Origin of the sequence: Aliidiomarina maris (assembly GCF_003987335.1) — a bacterium.
In the GTDB taxonomy this organism is placed as follows: domain Bacteria; phylum Pseudomonadota; class Gammaproteobacteria; order Enterobacterales; family Alteromonadaceae; genus Aliidiomarina; species Aliidiomarina maris.
The window spans coordinates 79,736-94,163 of record NZ_PIPK01000002.1; the positions used below are offsets into that span (position 1 = coordinate 79,736).

Annotated in this window: 13 protein-coding genes; 4 read left to right on the forward strand and 9 right to left on the reverse strand. The window is 51.3% G+C overall.

The features are described from left to right. The first annotated feature begins 1 nt into the window (after position 1). Genes ptsN through CWE07_RS02985 form a run of 3 tightly spaced genes read left to right on the forward strand, consistent with a single transcriptional unit; the run spans position 2 to position 1,580 of the window. Positions 2-466, forward strand: a complete 465-nt coding sequence (ptsN, locus tag CWE07_RS02975) for a PTS IIA-like nitrogen regulatory protein PtsN (protein WP_111568852.1) — start codon at positions 2-4, stop codon at positions 464-466. Continuing rightward, positions 457-1,308: an RNase adapter RapZ gene (gene rapZ, locus CWE07_RS02980; RefSeq protein ID WP_111568851.1), complete on the forward strand. Its 852-nt coding sequence runs from the start codon at positions 457-459 to the stop codon at positions 1,306-1,308. The genes ptsN and rapZ overlap by 10 nt, the downstream gene beginning before the upstream one ends. After that, positions 1,305-1,580, forward strand: a complete 276-nt coding sequence (locus CWE07_RS02985; protein ID WP_111568850.1) for an HPr family phosphocarrier protein — start codon at positions 1,305-1,307, stop codon at positions 1,578-1,580. Before rapZ ends, CWE07_RS02985 begins: the two co-directional genes overlap by 4 nt. A gap of 26 nt (positions 1,581-1,606) precedes the next feature. Here the strand turns inward: CWE07_RS02985 and pmbA are convergent, their stop codons facing one another. Beyond that, entirely contained in the window at positions 1,607-2,920 is a 1,314-nt protein-coding gene (pmbA, locus tag CWE07_RS02990; protein WP_111568896.1) for a metalloprotease PmbA, read from the reverse strand. A gap of 209 nt (positions 2,921-3,129) precedes the next feature. On the opposite strand from pmbA, the gene yjgA reads away from it, so the two are divergent. After that, positions 3,130-3,648 (forward strand): ribosome biogenesis factor YjgA, encoded by a 519-nt coding sequence (yjgA, locus tag CWE07_RS02995; protein WP_111568895.1) that lies wholly within the window; start codon positions 3,130-3,132, stop codon positions 3,646-3,648. A gap of 61 nt (positions 3,649-3,709) precedes the next feature. Here yjgA and tldD read toward each other — a convergent pair whose 3' ends face one another. From tldD to CWE07_RS03035, 8 genes are read right to left on the reverse strand one after another with little or no spacing between them, the layout of a single operon-like run. Then, positions 3,710-5,155: a metalloprotease TldD gene (gene tldD, locus CWE07_RS03000; protein WP_111568849.1), complete on the reverse strand. Its 1,446-nt coding sequence runs from the start codon at positions 5,153-5,155 to the stop codon at positions 3,710-3,712. Further along, positions 5,145-5,972 (reverse strand): carbon-nitrogen hydrolase family protein, encoded by an 828-nt coding sequence (locus tag CWE07_RS03005; protein ID WP_111568848.1) that lies wholly within the window; start codon positions 5,970-5,972, stop codon positions 5,145-5,147. The genes tldD and CWE07_RS03005 overlap by 11 nt, the downstream gene beginning before the upstream one ends. Further along, positions 5,959-9,912, reverse strand: a complete 3,954-nt coding sequence (locus tag CWE07_RS03010) for a YhdP family protein (RefSeq protein WP_111568847.1) — start codon at positions 9,910-9,912, stop codon at positions 5,959-5,961. Before CWE07_RS03010 ends, CWE07_RS03005 begins: the two co-directional genes overlap by 14 nt. Positions 9,913-9,915: 3 nt before the next feature. Further along, entirely contained in the window at positions 9,916-11,385 is a 1,470-nt protein-coding gene (rng, locus tag CWE07_RS03015) for a ribonuclease G (protein WP_111568846.1), read from the reverse strand. Next, positions 11,382-12,005, reverse strand: a complete 624-nt coding sequence (locus CWE07_RS03020) for a Maf family protein (protein WP_111568845.1) — start codon at positions 12,003-12,005, stop codon at positions 11,382-11,384. The genes rng and CWE07_RS03020 overlap by 4 nt, the downstream gene beginning before the upstream one ends. Continuing rightward, entirely contained in the window at positions 12,002-12,487 is a 486-nt protein-coding gene (gene mreD, locus CWE07_RS03025) for a rod shape-determining protein MreD (RefSeq protein WP_111568844.1), read from the reverse strand. Before mreD ends, CWE07_RS03020 begins: the two co-directional genes overlap by 4 nt. Beyond that, on the reverse strand, positions 12,484-13,356 hold the full coding sequence (gene mreC / locus CWE07_RS03030; RefSeq protein ID WP_111568843.1) for a rod shape-determining protein MreC: 873 nt from the start codon (positions 13,354-13,356) through the stop codon (positions 12,484-12,486). The genes mreD and mreC overlap by 4 nt, the downstream gene beginning before the upstream one ends. A gap of 2 nt (positions 13,357-13,358) precedes the next feature. Further along, complete coding sequence (locus CWE07_RS03035) at positions 13,359-14,402, reverse strand: rod shape-determining protein (protein WP_111568842.1); 1,044 nt, start codon at positions 14,400-14,402, stop codon at positions 13,359-13,361. Positions 14,403-14,428 lie beyond the last annotated feature (26 nt).

Genomic DNA, 14,428 nt, shown 5'->3' on the forward strand with positions numbered 1-14,428 from the left:
TATGCAACTAAGTGACATTTTGAGCTTGGACTGCACACACTGTGCAGTCCAACATTCAAGTAAAAAGAAGCTACTTGAAACTATCAGCGGTATGGTCGCTCCCAAACTTGTTGGGATTCATCGTGCCGACGTATTTGACAGCCTACTTCAGCGTGAACGCTTAGGTAGTACCGGCATCGGCCTTGGCATTGCGATTCCCCACGGGCGTTTGGCCAAAGCCAACCAACCCGTTGCGGTGCTAATTACGATGGCGCAAGCAGTCGATTTCGATGCCATTGACAATCAGCCTGTGGATATCGTTTTCGCCTTACTCGTACCTGAAGACCAACCCGAGCAACATTTACAAACGTTGTCAGAAGTCGCCCGCCGTCTCAACAACAAAGAATGCTGCCGCGCTTTGAGAAAAGCCTCTACTAATCAAGAGTTGTACGATATCTTTTTGCAGGACGAGCCCCCGTGCAGCTAATCATTGTCAGCGGGCGCTCAGGCTCTGGTAAAACCATCGCGTTGCGAGTGCTCGAAGACTTAGGTTTCTACTGCGTAGATAACCTTCCCATTAGCTTACTGCCAACCTTGATTCACGCCATTATGGGTAAATTTGAATCAATCGCGGTCAGTGTCGATGTGCGCAACTTGCCTGCCGATGAAGAAGAACTGGCGGAAGCCCTTGATTTCTTACCGGTTAAGCTTAAAGCCGATATCTTATTTATTGACGCCAATGACGAAGTATTGATGCGTCGTTACGGCGAAACACGTCGTTTACACCCCTTATCACAAGGCAGCATGCCGCTGTCTGAAGCTATTGCCTTAGAATATAAATTACTCGAGCCAATGGCATTGCGCGCCACGTGGCGCATTGATAGCTCCAGCTTTAGTGTGCATGAACTCAGTGAGCAAGTTACAGAACGCGTGCTCGGCCGTAAGATGAATAAGTTAATTCTTGTTTTTACCTCATTTGGCTTCAAACATGGCCTACCCTCAACCCTGGATACCGTGTTTGATGCGCGCATTCTGCCCAACCCACATTGGGAGCCAGAGCTAAAGCCGTTTACTGGGCTCGATGAACCAGTACAACGCTTTTTGGGTCAGCAGCCACTCGTGACTAAGTTTATCTACCAAGTTGAGAACTTCATCTCCACTTGGCTGCCGTACTTTCAACGTAGTAACCGCAGTTACTTAACCATAGGCATCGGCTGCACTGGCGGACAGCATCGTTCGGTGTATATCGCCGAGCAGCTAGCCAACCATTTTCGCACCGTGCACGACCAAGTGCAGGTTAAGCACCGAGAACTTGAGAGAAAATCATGACCCCAATAAGCCGTGAAATGGTCATCCGTAATAAACTTGGGTTGCATGCGCGTGCTGCCACTAAACTGGTGCGTTTGGCTAATCAGTTTGACGCCGTTATTTCAGTTAAACAAGGCACTCAGGAAGTGAACGCAAGTAGCGTGATGTGTTTAATGCTGCTGGCGAGTCAACAAGGTAAAACCATCACCGTCAATGCAGTGGGGAAAGACGCAGAAAAGGCTCTCGATGCTATCGAGAACCTGATCCAAAACCGCTTTGATGAAGACGAATAAGTGAATTAGCGACAGATTCCCCGCGACTAGTTCCCAGCGACTGACAACTGCTCTAACAAAATGGACCCAGTTTGAATGCCATGGCGTGGGTCAATATCATTGCCGATGGCAACAATGCTGCGTAACATCTGAGTTAAATTCCCGGCGATAGTGATTTCACTAACCGGATATTGTAGCTCACCGTTCTCGACCCAAAAACCGGCTGCACCACGGCTGTAGTCGCCCGTTACAATATTCACCCCTTGGCCCATGACTTCAGTGAGCAATAAGCCAGTGCCCATGCGGCGGCACAAAGCGGCTAAATCATCGTCGCCATGACTGACTCGCCAATTATGGATACCGCCCGCATGTCCCGTGGTTTGCATATCAAGTTTACGCGCAGCATAACTGGTTAACAGGTAGGTGTTCAGCTCCCCCGCGGTGACAATATCTCGCGCCTGGGTACGCACCCCTTCATGGTCAAACGGACTACTGGCCAAGCCACCCACAATATGCGGGTCCTCATGGATATTAAGCCATGAAGGTAAGACTTGGGTATGTAAGCTGTCGAGTAAGAAACTTGATTTGCGATACAAACTGCCGCCGCTAATCGCTGCGACCAAATGTCCAAATAAGCCATGTGCCACGTCGCGGTGAAATATCACCGGTACTTTGCAGGTATCAATGCTACGCGCACCCAGTCGCGATACCGTTGCCTCAATGGCTTCAGCAGCGACTTCTTCAGGACGCTTTAGTTGACTTGGATCGCGCGCTAAGGTGTAAGCGTAATCGCGCTCCATCACATCACCTTGCTTGCCGATTAACACGCAGCTAAGACTTTGACGTGAGCTCATGTAGGCACCGGTGAAGCCATGGCTATTGCCATACACACGAAAACCCGCATGCGCACTGTAGTTGGCGCCGTCTGAATTGATAATGCGAGGGTCTTTATCTAACGCAGCTTGCTCGCAGGCCTTGGTGATATCTATCGCATGTTGCGGGTCCATATTGGCATCAAAATATAGCCCTAAGTCTGGGTAATCATAGGCCATCAGCTGCGCGTCCGCTAAGCCTGCGGCTGGGTCTTGCGACGTGTAACGCGCAATATCATTGGCTTTGGTGACCGCCGCGCGCACTGCGTCAGGGTTAAGGTCTGCGGTGGCTGCCGCGCCTTTAGATTGACCACGATAGACCGTAATACCAAGACTACCATCTTGATTAAATTCGACGGTTTCGACTTCGCCTAAACGACTGTCCACACTTAAGCCGCGACTTTGGGATAGTGCACATTCAGCGGCACTGGCACCTAAGCTTTTGGCGAAGGCTATCGCCTCTTCGACGGCTTGCTTCGCTTTGTGCATATCTTGCTCTAGCAGTTGCTGCTGCTCGCTTTGTTGCCCGCTCACGATTATCTCCTTAAGAAAAATCAACCACGCTAGGGGAATGGCTCAAGCATAACATGTGTTACTATATAGATGTGGTTAATTGATTTGATTTAGCACGTCATGGTGCGGCGCCCTATTGAATGCGTAGCAACTTTACATGGCGTCCATTTATAAGTGAGTATGGCATGAGTAATCCTGAAGACTTGACCCCGGAACCTGGTTCCCAGCGTCCGAATAAGACCCAAATTAAGCGTGAAATTGCAGACGTTCAGGACATGGCATCTCGGCTTATCCAGTTAACCGACAGCTCATTGCGTAAAATGCCGATTGATGAGCAACTGATCCAAGCGGTCATTCTGGCGCGTCGTATCCGCAATACACGCGAAGGCTATCGCCGCCAATTGCAGTTAATAACTAAGCTACTGCGTCAAGGCGACCACGCTGCGGTTAAGCGTGAGCTTGATGGGTTGCAGCGCAGTGGTGACGCTGAAAACGCGAAATTCCATGCGCTTGAGCGCTGGCGCGAGCGCATTATCAGTGGGGGTGATGATGCTATTCAAGCATTCATTGACCAGTACCCGAGTGCGGATCGGCAGAAGCTGCGCCAATTGGTGCGCAAGGTGCAAAAAGAGCAGGCGGAAGATAAGCCGCCGGCAGGCTATCGTGAATTGTTTAAATATTTGCGTGAAGCCGCTGACGCATAACGTGTTGGTGTCACCTTTAATCACGGCAAGCCAAGGGTTTTAACCCTTGGCGCCGAGCTAACTAACCAGTTCCACCGACAGTCATCGCATCGATTTTAAGCGTTGGTTGTCCCACGCCTACAGGCACGCTCTGACCATCTTTGCCACACACACCAACCCCCTCATCAAGGGCTAAGTCATTCCCTATCATCGAGACTTGCTGCATTGATGCAGGACCATTTCCAATCAGAGTGGCCCCTTTAATCGGTCGGGTAATCTTACCGTTTTCAATTAAGTAGGCTTCAGATGCGCTGAATACAAACTTACCCGAGGTAATGTCCACCTGGCCGCCCGCAAAGTGCGGCGCGTAAATACCATGCTTAACTGAGGCGATAATTTCTTCGCTGCTATGCTCACCACCCAGCATATAGGTATTGGTCATGCGTGGCATCGGTAAGTGAGCAAATGACTCCCGGCGCCCGTTGCCTGTCGGCGCCATACCCATCAAGCGCGCATTCAGCTTATCTTGCATATAGCCGACCAGCTTGCCGTCTTCTATCAGCACATTATGTTGAGACGCTGTGCCCTCGTCATCGACAGTCAACGACCCACGACGATTATCCAGGGTACCGTCATCAATAATGGTGCAGCCTTTGGCTGCTACCTGCTGACCAATTTTGCCAGCATATGCGGATGAACCTTTACGATTAAAGTCACCTTCCAGACCATGCCCAACAGCCTCATGCAACAACACGCCGGGCCAGCCCGCTCCGAGTACTACTGGCATTTTGCCCGCAGGTGCCTCGTCGGCTTCTAAATTCACTAATGCTTGGCGCACTGCTTCTTCTGCGAAGGCAAAGTGGCGTGGTTGGCCGCGCTCGTTCTTTTGCGTGAAGTAGTCATAAGTAAAGCGTCCACCGCCACCGGCGCTACCGCGTTCGCGACGGCCGTTTTGCTGTGCTAACACACTGCAGTTTAACCGCACTAGAGGGCGAATATCCGTCGCTAACGTACCATCAGTGGCGACGACTAAAATGTGTTCATACACCGCACTCAAACTCACAGTGACTTCGCTAATACGCGGATCCAGTTTGCGTGCGTGACGATCCATCGCATTCAAAATATCTATCTTCTGCGCTTCTTTCCACGCACTCAATGGGTTGTCTGGCAGGTATAGCAGGCGTGCGGATGTCGTATTCAACTGCCCTACTTGTTTATTCTGTCCTGCTGCTGCGATACCACGCGCCGCCTTCGAGGTTTGGTTCAAGGCTTGAATAGAAATATCGTCTGCATAGGCAAAGCCAGTCTTCTCGCCTTCAATCGCACGCACACCTAAGCCACGATCAATCGAAAAGCTGCCGGATTTAACAATACTGTCTTCCAGCACCCAGCTTTCGTGATGGCTGGATTGGAGATAAATATCTGCGTAGTCGATACTACCTTGATACAACTGGGCCAAACCGGCCTCAAGGTCTTCGAGACGCATGTCAGCACGACTGAGCAAATGCTCGCTAACTTCAGGATGCATGGTTAAAACTCACCTTAAATTGATTATGTGCTTCTACAGGCATTCGCCGCCGCACATCTTGAATAATAGTCGGGTCAATTGGCACACTGCCAACCCCAATGTCGCTGCTAATCTGGGTGCAAATTTTTCCCCATGGGTCAATCACCATCGAGTGCCCCCAAGTTTCACGCCCATCTGGGTGCTCGCCACCTTGGTTCGGCGCCACCATATAACACTGGTTTTCGATGGCGCGCGCTTGCAATAGTGGTTGCCAATGGGCTTTGCCGGTCACTTTGGTAAATGCAGAGGGCAACACAATCACCTCAGCGCCTTTGGCTCTTAACGCCCGGAACATTTCAGGGAAGCGTAAGTCGTAACATACCGCCATACCAATGCGTCCGAACGGCGTGTCGACCAGCACTAACTCGTCACCCGGCTGGGTATACTTTGACTCTTGATAACTACCGGTGCCGTCTTCTACGGTGGCGTCAAACAAATGAATTTTGTTGTAACGCGCCACTGCTTCGCCTTGGTTATTAAACAGCATCGATGCTGCGCTATAGCGCTTGCCCGCTTTTACGGGAATTGTGCCCGCGACAATCCAGACGTCATGTTGGCGCGCCAACTCGGCAACCGCTTGCTGAATCGGGCCATCGCCGTAGACTTCGGCACGCTCTAACTGACTCGACTCACCGGCACCAAAACTTGCGAACGCTTCTGGCAGCACCACCAGCTGAGGACGCTGGGGCGGTAATAAACGTAATAAACGACGTAATTGTTCCAGGTTTTGCTCAGGCTTATTACCTGAAGTCCATTGCACCACGCTAATCTGTGCCATGTTGTTCCTCCAGCAGTTGCAGTTGCTCTAACTCAACTTCCGGCAGCTCCACTTCACGCTGCGCACGAGCTTCTTCATTCACAATTGGCTCTGAAATAGTGCCAGTAATCGAATATTCTAAACGCGAGATCACTTGAGCGTCATGTAATACACGGTCAATCAGCAGTGCCGCGATGCCCGTCGGCGGATTCACCATCCAGGCGACTAACACAGGCAAGCTCGAGGTCACTTTAGGGATATACACCAGTTCGTAATCTAAGGCCTCAGTGACCAAATCAGTGCTACCTGTTACCTCCATGTCACCCGCTGATCCGTTCATTCGCGTATTCTGGGTATAAACCACACCCTCTTCAATATCCAGCGTACCGCGAAAACTGGAATAAAACATCCCACGTGCAAAAATATCACGAAAATCGAGGGTCAGTTTGCGCATCAAGCTTTCTAAGCTAAACAAAGAGAATAAACGTGCGCCACCATCGCTGACATCTCGCAAATACCCTGCGCCCAAACGCCAATCGACTTGCCCATTGAGATCCGCCAGACTAAATTCTGCAGGTGAGCCTGGCCAGCGTAAACTTAGCTCCACTTGCGCACTCGAGTCACGCACTACGGAGCTGCTACCAAAGTCGGCAATTAAGTTACCCACGTCGGCAACCGCTACCCAGCCATTGATATAGCTTTCAACCGCTTCGCCTTGACCATACCAGCCACCCGTCAAGTTAAGCTCAGCGCCACTGCGACGCACATTAATCAAACCAATCTGAGTGCCTGGCTCGCGCGGGTCAAACTGTAGCTGGATACGCCCTAAATCGGTGTCTTGATAACGACACAGTTCACACACCACATGCATCGGTGGTAAACGCTCAAAGAACGCAACATTTGGGCGATTGGCTAAAGCTTGATGCTGTTCTGTGTCGGTGTCATCGTTTGCTGCGTCATCGTGCTGACCGGTCTCGCTACGCAGGTTCAGATAATCAATCTCAATGTCGATTCGATGTTCGCCTACATCGTCCCCTAGCAGCACTTGCCGCGGCACTGCGATGCGCCCTCGTCCCTGACTTGCGTCGACCTGGATATCCCAGTCGCCTTGTTGCTGACGACCAGTCACCCGAACGTGGTCAAAATTCTGATTCAATACTTGGGTTTGCCCGATCGTTAACTGCAAGTTCTCCACCGCAGGCAAGGTCCACGGCAGACCGTTTCCGTCCCCATTTTGGATCATGCTAAGTGCGCCAAGCCATTGGCTTAAACCGAGTTCATCCACGTCAGCATAGATATCCATGCCTGCGACTGGCATGCCCGGTCCGCGACTTAAATTTGGCCCAAGTTCAATCAATGCACGACTAAACTGGCTTTGCCCTAATTCTAATTGGCTTTCAAAGCGACCGAGATCAGGCCACAACATTTGAATGAAAATATCTTGCTCATCACCACGCGCCACAATATCAATAAAGCGGTCGTCCTGAGCAGGCTGATTCATCGGCGCGGGTAAGTGGATATCCAGGGCGTATAAGTGATTGCGCATACGCCATTCATAGTCCAGGCGACTACCGGCAATTTGCAAACTTAAGGTCGTGTCACTTTCCACATGGCCATCGACAAATGGCGCCAGCCACCCAAGGATTGGCGATGTATGCATTTGGGACTGCCGCCAGCGGCTGTCCATTTGGATATCTAATTGGTAAGCCTCTTCAACACTCGCGTCACGCGCTTGAATACGTGCATTGGGTGCGTTGCTATACCCTTGCAAGCTCACATGCACCGGGAGTTCAAACACATCCGCACGAATTGCGCTGGCATCTAAACGCGCCCCGTTAAACTGCAATTCTCCGCTTAAGTTATTCAGTTCTAAGTCAATCGGTACAATGTTTAAGTCTTGGCCAGCAAAGATGACCTTACCCTCGACCCCTATTTCTGCAGGGTCTGAGCCATCCTCTGACGCAGCAAACAGCGGTACCCGCAAACTAAATTCGCCGTCGAAAGTGTCATCTGAATCTAGTTGCATCAAGGTTGCACCCACACTGTCGGCAAGTGGGCTTTGGCTAAATACTTCACGTGCTGCAGCCGCGCTACCGCGCGCCTTGGCATCCAGCAGCAACCACGGCTGCCCAAATACCAAGTCAGGAATGCTGGCATCGACTTGCACCAGCTCGGTGTCTAATAAACGTCCGCCGCGTGCATGAATCAATAAGCTATGCTCGCGATAGACGAGCGCTAGTTCGGTGTCTTCAATCGCTGGCCAATCGGGCTGAAACTTGAACGCCAGCGGCGTAGCGTTCAAGCTGGCCATGAACACACCGTCATGTTGATAATAGGGAAACTGCTCTAAGCTACCTCGCCACAGCAGGTTCATTTTACGCACTTCACCGTCGACGATCGCGTCTTGCAAATAGTGCGTCAACTGGCTGCCAAGCTGTAAAGGTAACATGGCCATCGCATCGTGAACCGCCATATTGGCGCCCTCACCTTGCAGCCACCATTCCACGACTGGGCTGTCGTCATGCTCCCGCGTGAGGCTAAACTGCTGCTCCAACAGCACATCACCAATGTGTACTTGTGCATAAGGCAAAGCCACCCGAAAGCCGTCTTCAAGGCGATGCCAATAACCTTGCCAGTCGATTTGAGATAGCTGCTGCGGCTGGTCGTAAGTGTCAGGCGAAACAAGGTCAACCTGCTCACCGCGCAACGCAAAAGCACCACTGTATTCGGTACTCCATAACTCAAAGCTTAAGCCACTTAAGCCCGGCACGCCGCGGTGTGCTTGCCAGTCTAAAGTGTCGGCTCGACTATAAAATGACCAGTCCATGTTTTCATCGAGCTGAACCTGAACTTGGTTGATGACTCCGGCAGGTTGAATACCGCTAAACCAATCACGAATTTGCGCGCCAGGTGAGCCAAATAAGCTCCACAACGGGGCCGTATCACGAAAACTTAAGTTGCTTAAGTTCCACGTATGGCGCTGGTTTTGATAGCGCCAACTCGCTGCTTCAACTGGCCAGACGGCATCGTCCACCGCAATAGTGAGTGCTTCACTGGCCATTAAAAAACCATCGCTTTGTGGCCAGAAGCCCCAGGTAACTGGGCTGGTCACCAGCTCATGGGTATTGCCATCGCGCTGCCAACGTAAGCTATTTTCACCAAAGTGCACTTGGGCCTGGCCTACTTTCGCGTCTGCAAAGTCAAACCAGGCATTCACGTTCACTCGCGCTTCCGTGATGTCGACGCCTTCAATTGCAGCTTCAAACCAAGGTGAGAAGTCGAGATCTTCCGCTTCAACATACAGCTCGCCATGCAAGTTCAGAAAGCTATTGCCATTGGCGTTAATAATGAAGTTAAAGCTATTTTGGGCAATGTCCGATACCCGAAAACGCCCAATACCTTGACGCTGCGGGCTTTGATTACGCCAGCTGAGTTGTTCGATATACAGTCGTCGCCCAACGCCTTGAGGGTCGCTGACATAAATCTCTGAATTCACAACTTGGAAACTCTCAAGCTGGAATAGTAATAGTTGCTCAAGTGCGCGCACCACACCAGTGTCTTGCTGATTCGCAATCTGACCATCGAACGCATAGTCAAAGCGAACGCCTTCAAGCACGAAGTCTTCCAGCATCCACTCGCGCTGCCAAAGGCTTTGCCACAGATTAAGCACCAGATGCGTGCGCTCGACGTGAATATCAAACGGGTAATGATCGCCAACGGTGAGCTCCACATCTTGCAGCACCAACGACGGCCCGAAGGTTGACCAGTCCGCGGATAGCGCACCCATGCGAACTTGCTGGCCGAAGCGCTCCGCCACCATGGCTTCAATATCGGCACGGTAGTTATCAATATAAGGCAGGCTATAGCGCACCACGCTCAACGCAACCGCTGCCAGGACTAATAAAATAGCCAGCAGCAGCCAGAGTTTGCGAAGGGTGAAGTGAAGCGCGCGACGAACCATAGATTACATCATCACCACGTCAAATTGCTCTTGGTGGTATAGCGGTTCTACTTGGACTTTAACTTGCTTACCAACAAAAACTTCCAGCTCAGCCAGCGCGTGAGATTCTTCGTTTAGCAACCCTTCTGCCACGGACGCGGACGCGTACACGACGAACTGATCGGCGTCATAGGCACGGTTAACCCGCACAATTTCGCGCATGATTTCGTAGCACACAGTGTCTACGGTTTTCATTGAGCCGCGCCCTTGGCAAACTGGGCATTCAGACGATAACACGTGCTCAAGACTCTCACGGGTGCGCTTACGCGTCATTTCCACCAAGCCCAAACTGGTAAACCCGTTGATGGTGGTTTTCGCACGGTCCTTACTTAGCGCCTGCTCAAGGCTATGCAACACTCGGCGCTTATGGTCCTCGTTCTGCATATCAATGAAGTCGATAATGATAATGCCGCCTAGATTACGCAGACGCAGCTGTCTGGCAATGGCCTGAGTCGCCTCAGTATTGGTGTTAAAGATGGTTTCAGCCAGATTCCGGTGACCCACAAAGGCGCCAGTATTAATATCAATAGTGGTCATCGCTTCAGTCTGGTCAATGATTAAACTACCACCGGACTTAAGATTCACCTTACGGTCTAACGCGCGCTGAATTTCATTTTCAATATCAAAAATATCAAATATCGGGCGCTCACCCTCGTAGTATTCCAGTGCTGGCTCAAGCTCAGGGATAAATTCCTGTAGAAACTCCTGCAACTGCTCGTAGCTTAAACGCGAATCGACTCGGATACGCTCAATTTCGCCGCCGACAAAGTCACGCAATACGCGCGCGCCAAGGTTTAAGTCTTGGTACAGCACCCCGCCTTTGCTATAACGCTTTTTGCGCTCGCGGATTTTGTCCCAAAGACGACGCAAAAAACGTGCATCTTGCTGCAACTCATCGTTACCGACGCCTTCGGCAGCCGTACGCACAATGAACCCCAACTGATCGTCAACCACTTCGCGTAATTGGGTTTTTAGGCGCTCACGCTCTTTTTCATCGTCGATTCGTTGTGACACGCCGACATGGTTGGAGCGTGGCGTTAACACCAAGTAGCGTGAAGGTATGGTGATATCAGTCGTCAGCCGAGCACCTTTGGTGCCGAGAGGGTCTTTCACCACCTGCACCATAATGTACTGGCCTTGGCGCACTAAGCTGGAAATGTCACGCGCTGGTAACTGTTCCCGATCAAGCTCTTCCACCTGATCAATATGAGTAATAATATCAGAGGCGTGCAAGAAGGCGGCTTTATCCAGGCCGATGTCGACGAAGGCTGCCTGCATACCAGGCAGCACCCGCGCTACTTTGCCCATATACACATTTCCAACCAAGCCACGACGGGCTTCGCGTTCGATATGAATTTCTTGCAAAATACCGTTTTCCACCAACGCCACGCGGGTCTCACTTGGGGTCACGTTAATTAGAATTTCAGCGCTCATTCACTGGCCTCGTCGTGTTGCTCGCCTTCGGTTTTAGGCTGCTGCATACGCTGCAACAACTGCTCAGTTTCGTATAAGGGTAAGCCAACGACCGCCGAGTAATTACCCTTCAAATAAGTAACAAATTTGCCCGCATAGCCTTGAATCGCATAGCCGCCGGCTTTGTCCTGGGGTTCGCCAGTTGCCCAATACTTGGCCGCTTGGGCTGGGCTTATCTGGCAAAATTTAACCTCAGTGGTCACGCGGTCGTGCAGGCAATCGCTGACACTGACCACTGCAACAGCGGTCATGACCTGATGGCTGCGCCCACTCAAACGGGCCATCATCGCCGCATGATGCGCTTGGTCGCGTGGCTTCTCTAATACGTCACCGTCCACCACCACCACGGTGTCCGAACCAATAACCCAAGCGTCAAACGGTATCCCGGATTGCTGTTGCTCGAGTAACTTAAGCCCTGCACGCGCTTTGTCTTCAGCTAAGCGTGATACATAGTCAGGCGCGGTCTCATGCGGCTGGCGGATTTCTTCAACCTGTGGTCGAATCACACTAAATGGACGTTCAAGCAATTGCAGTAACTGGTAACGCCTCGGCGACCCTGAAGCTAAATACAGTGATGTCATACAACCCCAAAACGGCGGCGAATTTTACGCATCAGCAGGAACAACCACGGCCATATCACCGCAGAGCTGAGTGCAGGGAAAAAGTAGCTGCTCGTCATCTGCGCATTGTTGACATAGTATTCGACCAGATAGACGATAGAGCGTTCCACCATCACCATCACCAGAATAAATAGCCCCTGTTGCGACAGCGAGAAGTTGCGCACTCGCTTATAATGATTGGCAAAAATAAAGCCAATAAAAGAGTACGCCGCGGCATGAATACCCAGGTGCGAACCTAGTAGCACGTCGGTGGCCAAACCAATTACAAAGCAGGTGCCGATATTGACTCGGTGCGGCAATGCAATCACCCAGTAAATCACGATCATCAGCGCCCATTCAGGACGCCATGCTTGCAAACCTGCCGACATTGGCATCACAGCCAAAATTAAGCCTGCGAGTAAAGTCAGGTACACCACCATACGTTGACCGAAGCTAAATCTCATTGGTCTGGCTCCTGCGGCATCATATCGCCATTCATGTCTGATTCGTCGCCGACCCCAGGCCACAGCAATAACACCATACGTACGCGGTCTAATTGCGCCACCGGGCGTGCTTCAACTTGGGCAAATGGCAACGACTCGTCACGCCGAATGCGGCTGATTTGTGCGACGGGGTAACCTTCAGGGAACACACCGCCCAATGCGGAAGAAAATAGCAGCTCACCGACTTCTAGTTCCGTCGAATGTGGTACGTGCATGAGCTCTAAGCGTTGGGTGTCACCTACGCCTTGTGCAATCACACGAATACCACTGCGCTCAGAGCGAGTTGGAATACCATGGCTGGCATCCGAAATTAGAATCACGCGCGCGGTCGTCGCGCCCACCGATGAAACTTGGCCGACGATACCGCTGTCATCAATTACCGGCTGGCCTAAAAACACATCGTGAAGTAAGCCTTTGTTAATCACAACTTGCTGGCTAAAAGGGTCGGAATCCACAGCAATGACTTCGGCCACCATACGCGTTGATTCAGCTTGCGATTCACTTGCCAGCAAACTGCGTAGACGCTGGTTCTCTTGGCTAAGGAACTCGAAGCGCTGCACCCGCCCCTGAAGGTCAAGCATCTGGTTCGTCAGTTGTTGGTTTTCAGTCAGTAGGCTATGTTTGGTGCGCAGTGAATTATACACCCGTTGCAAGGTCTGTTCGGGTACGACGGCGAGGTATTGCACGGGGCTCACCACCGAGTTGAGCACCATACGCACCTGCTGCATAGCGCCCATTCTGAGGTCTAAAATCAAAAGCAAAAACGCCAGCACTAAGGCTAGCGTTAATCGTCCCCGTAAGGATATGGCTTGATTAAAAAGCTGATTCACGATTACTCGTAACTAAATAAATCGCCGCCATGCATATCAATCATTTCCAATGCCTTGCCGCCACCGCGCGCCACACAAGTCAGAGGGTCATCGGCAATAATCACTGGAATACCTGTCTCTTCCATAAGCAGGCGATCTAAGTCTTTCAATAAGGCGCCACCGCCGGTCAATACCATACCGCGCTCGGAAATATCTGACGCAAGCTCTGGTGGAGACTGCTCTAACGCGACCATGACTGCGGACACGATGCCCGACAAAGGTTCCTGTAGCGCTTCTAAGATTTCGCCGTTGGTCAGGGTGAATGAACGTGGTACACCTTCAGCAAGGTTACGTCCGCGCACTTCAATTTCTCTTACTTCGTCACTTGGGAATGCAGAGCCAATTTCGTGCTTGATGCGCTCAGCAGTGGCTTCACCAATGAGTGAGCCAAAGTTACGACGTACGTAATTAATAATCGCTTCATCAAATTTATCGCCGCCAATCCGAACTGACGATGAATACACGACACCGTTCAAAGAGATAATCGCAACTTCGGTGGTACCACCACCGATATCAACCACCATCGAACCAGTCGCTTCAGACACAGGCAAACCTGAACCAATCGCTGCGGCCATCGGCTCGTCAATTAAGTACACTTCACGCGCGCCAGCACCTAAGGCTGATTCGCGAATCGCACGACGCTCGACTTGGGTCGAACCACAAGGTACGCACACAAGGACGCGTGGGCTTGGCTTAAAGTAGCGACTGTCGTGCACGGTTTTGATGAAATGCTGGAGCATCTTTTCGGTGACGAAGAAATCAGCGATCACGCCGTCTTTCATCGGTCGAATTGCGCGGATATTACCCGGAGTACGCCCAAGCATTTGCTTCGCTGCAGTACCTACTGCGGCAACACTTTTGGGGCCGCCAGAACGTTCCTGACGGATAGCGACCACAGAAGGTTCGTTCAACACGATACCTTCATCTTTGACGTAAATAAGGGTGTTCGCTGTGCCAAGGTCAATGGACAGATCGTTGGAAAACACGCCGCGCAACTTCTTAAACATGGAAGGCTGATCCTACAATTATAGAT

Bases quoted from the DNA above. Each gene is read 5' to 3' on its own strand.
- CWE07_RS03035 (WP_111568842.1), bottom strand. From the start codon at position 14,402: ATGTTTAAGAAGTTGCGCGGCGTGTTTTCCAACGATCTGTCCATTGAC.
- CWE07_RS03010 (WP_111568847.1), bottom strand. From the start codon at position 9,912: ATGGTTCGTCGCGCGCTTCACTTCACCCTTCGCAAACTCTGGCTGCTG.
- tldD (WP_111568849.1), bottom strand. From the start codon at position 5,155: ATGCATCCTGAAGTTAGCGAGCATTTGCTCAGTCGTGCTGACATGCGT.
- CWE07_RS03005 (WP_111568848.1), bottom strand. From the start codon at position 5,972: ATGGCACAGATTAGCGTGGTGCAATGGACTTCAGGTAATAAGCCTGAG.
- yjgA (WP_111568895.1), top strand. From the start codon at position 3,130: ATGAGTAATCCTGAAGACTTGACCCCGGAACCTGGTTCCCAGCGTCCG.
- rng (WP_111568846.1), bottom strand. From the start codon at position 11,385: ATGAGCGCTGAAATTCTAATTAACGTGACCCCAAGTGAGACCCGCGTG.
- CWE07_RS02985 (WP_111568850.1), top strand. From the start codon at position 1,305: ATGACCCCAATAAGCCGTGAAATGGTCATCCGTAATAAACTTGGGTTG.
- pmbA (WP_111568896.1), bottom strand. From the start codon at position 2,920: ATGCACAAAGCGAAGCAAGCCGTCGAAGAGGCGATAGCCTTCGCCAAA.
- CWE07_RS03020 (WP_111568845.1), bottom strand. From the start codon at position 12,005: ATGACATCACTGTATTTAGCTTCAGGGTCGCCGAGGCGTTACCAGTTA.
- ptsN (WP_111568852.1), top strand. From the start codon at position 2: ATGCAACTAAGTGACATTTTGAGCTTGGACTGCACACACTGTGCAGTC.
- mreD (WP_111568844.1), bottom strand. From the start codon at position 12,487: ATGAGATTTAGCTTCGGTCAACGTATGGTGGTGTACCTGACTTTACTC.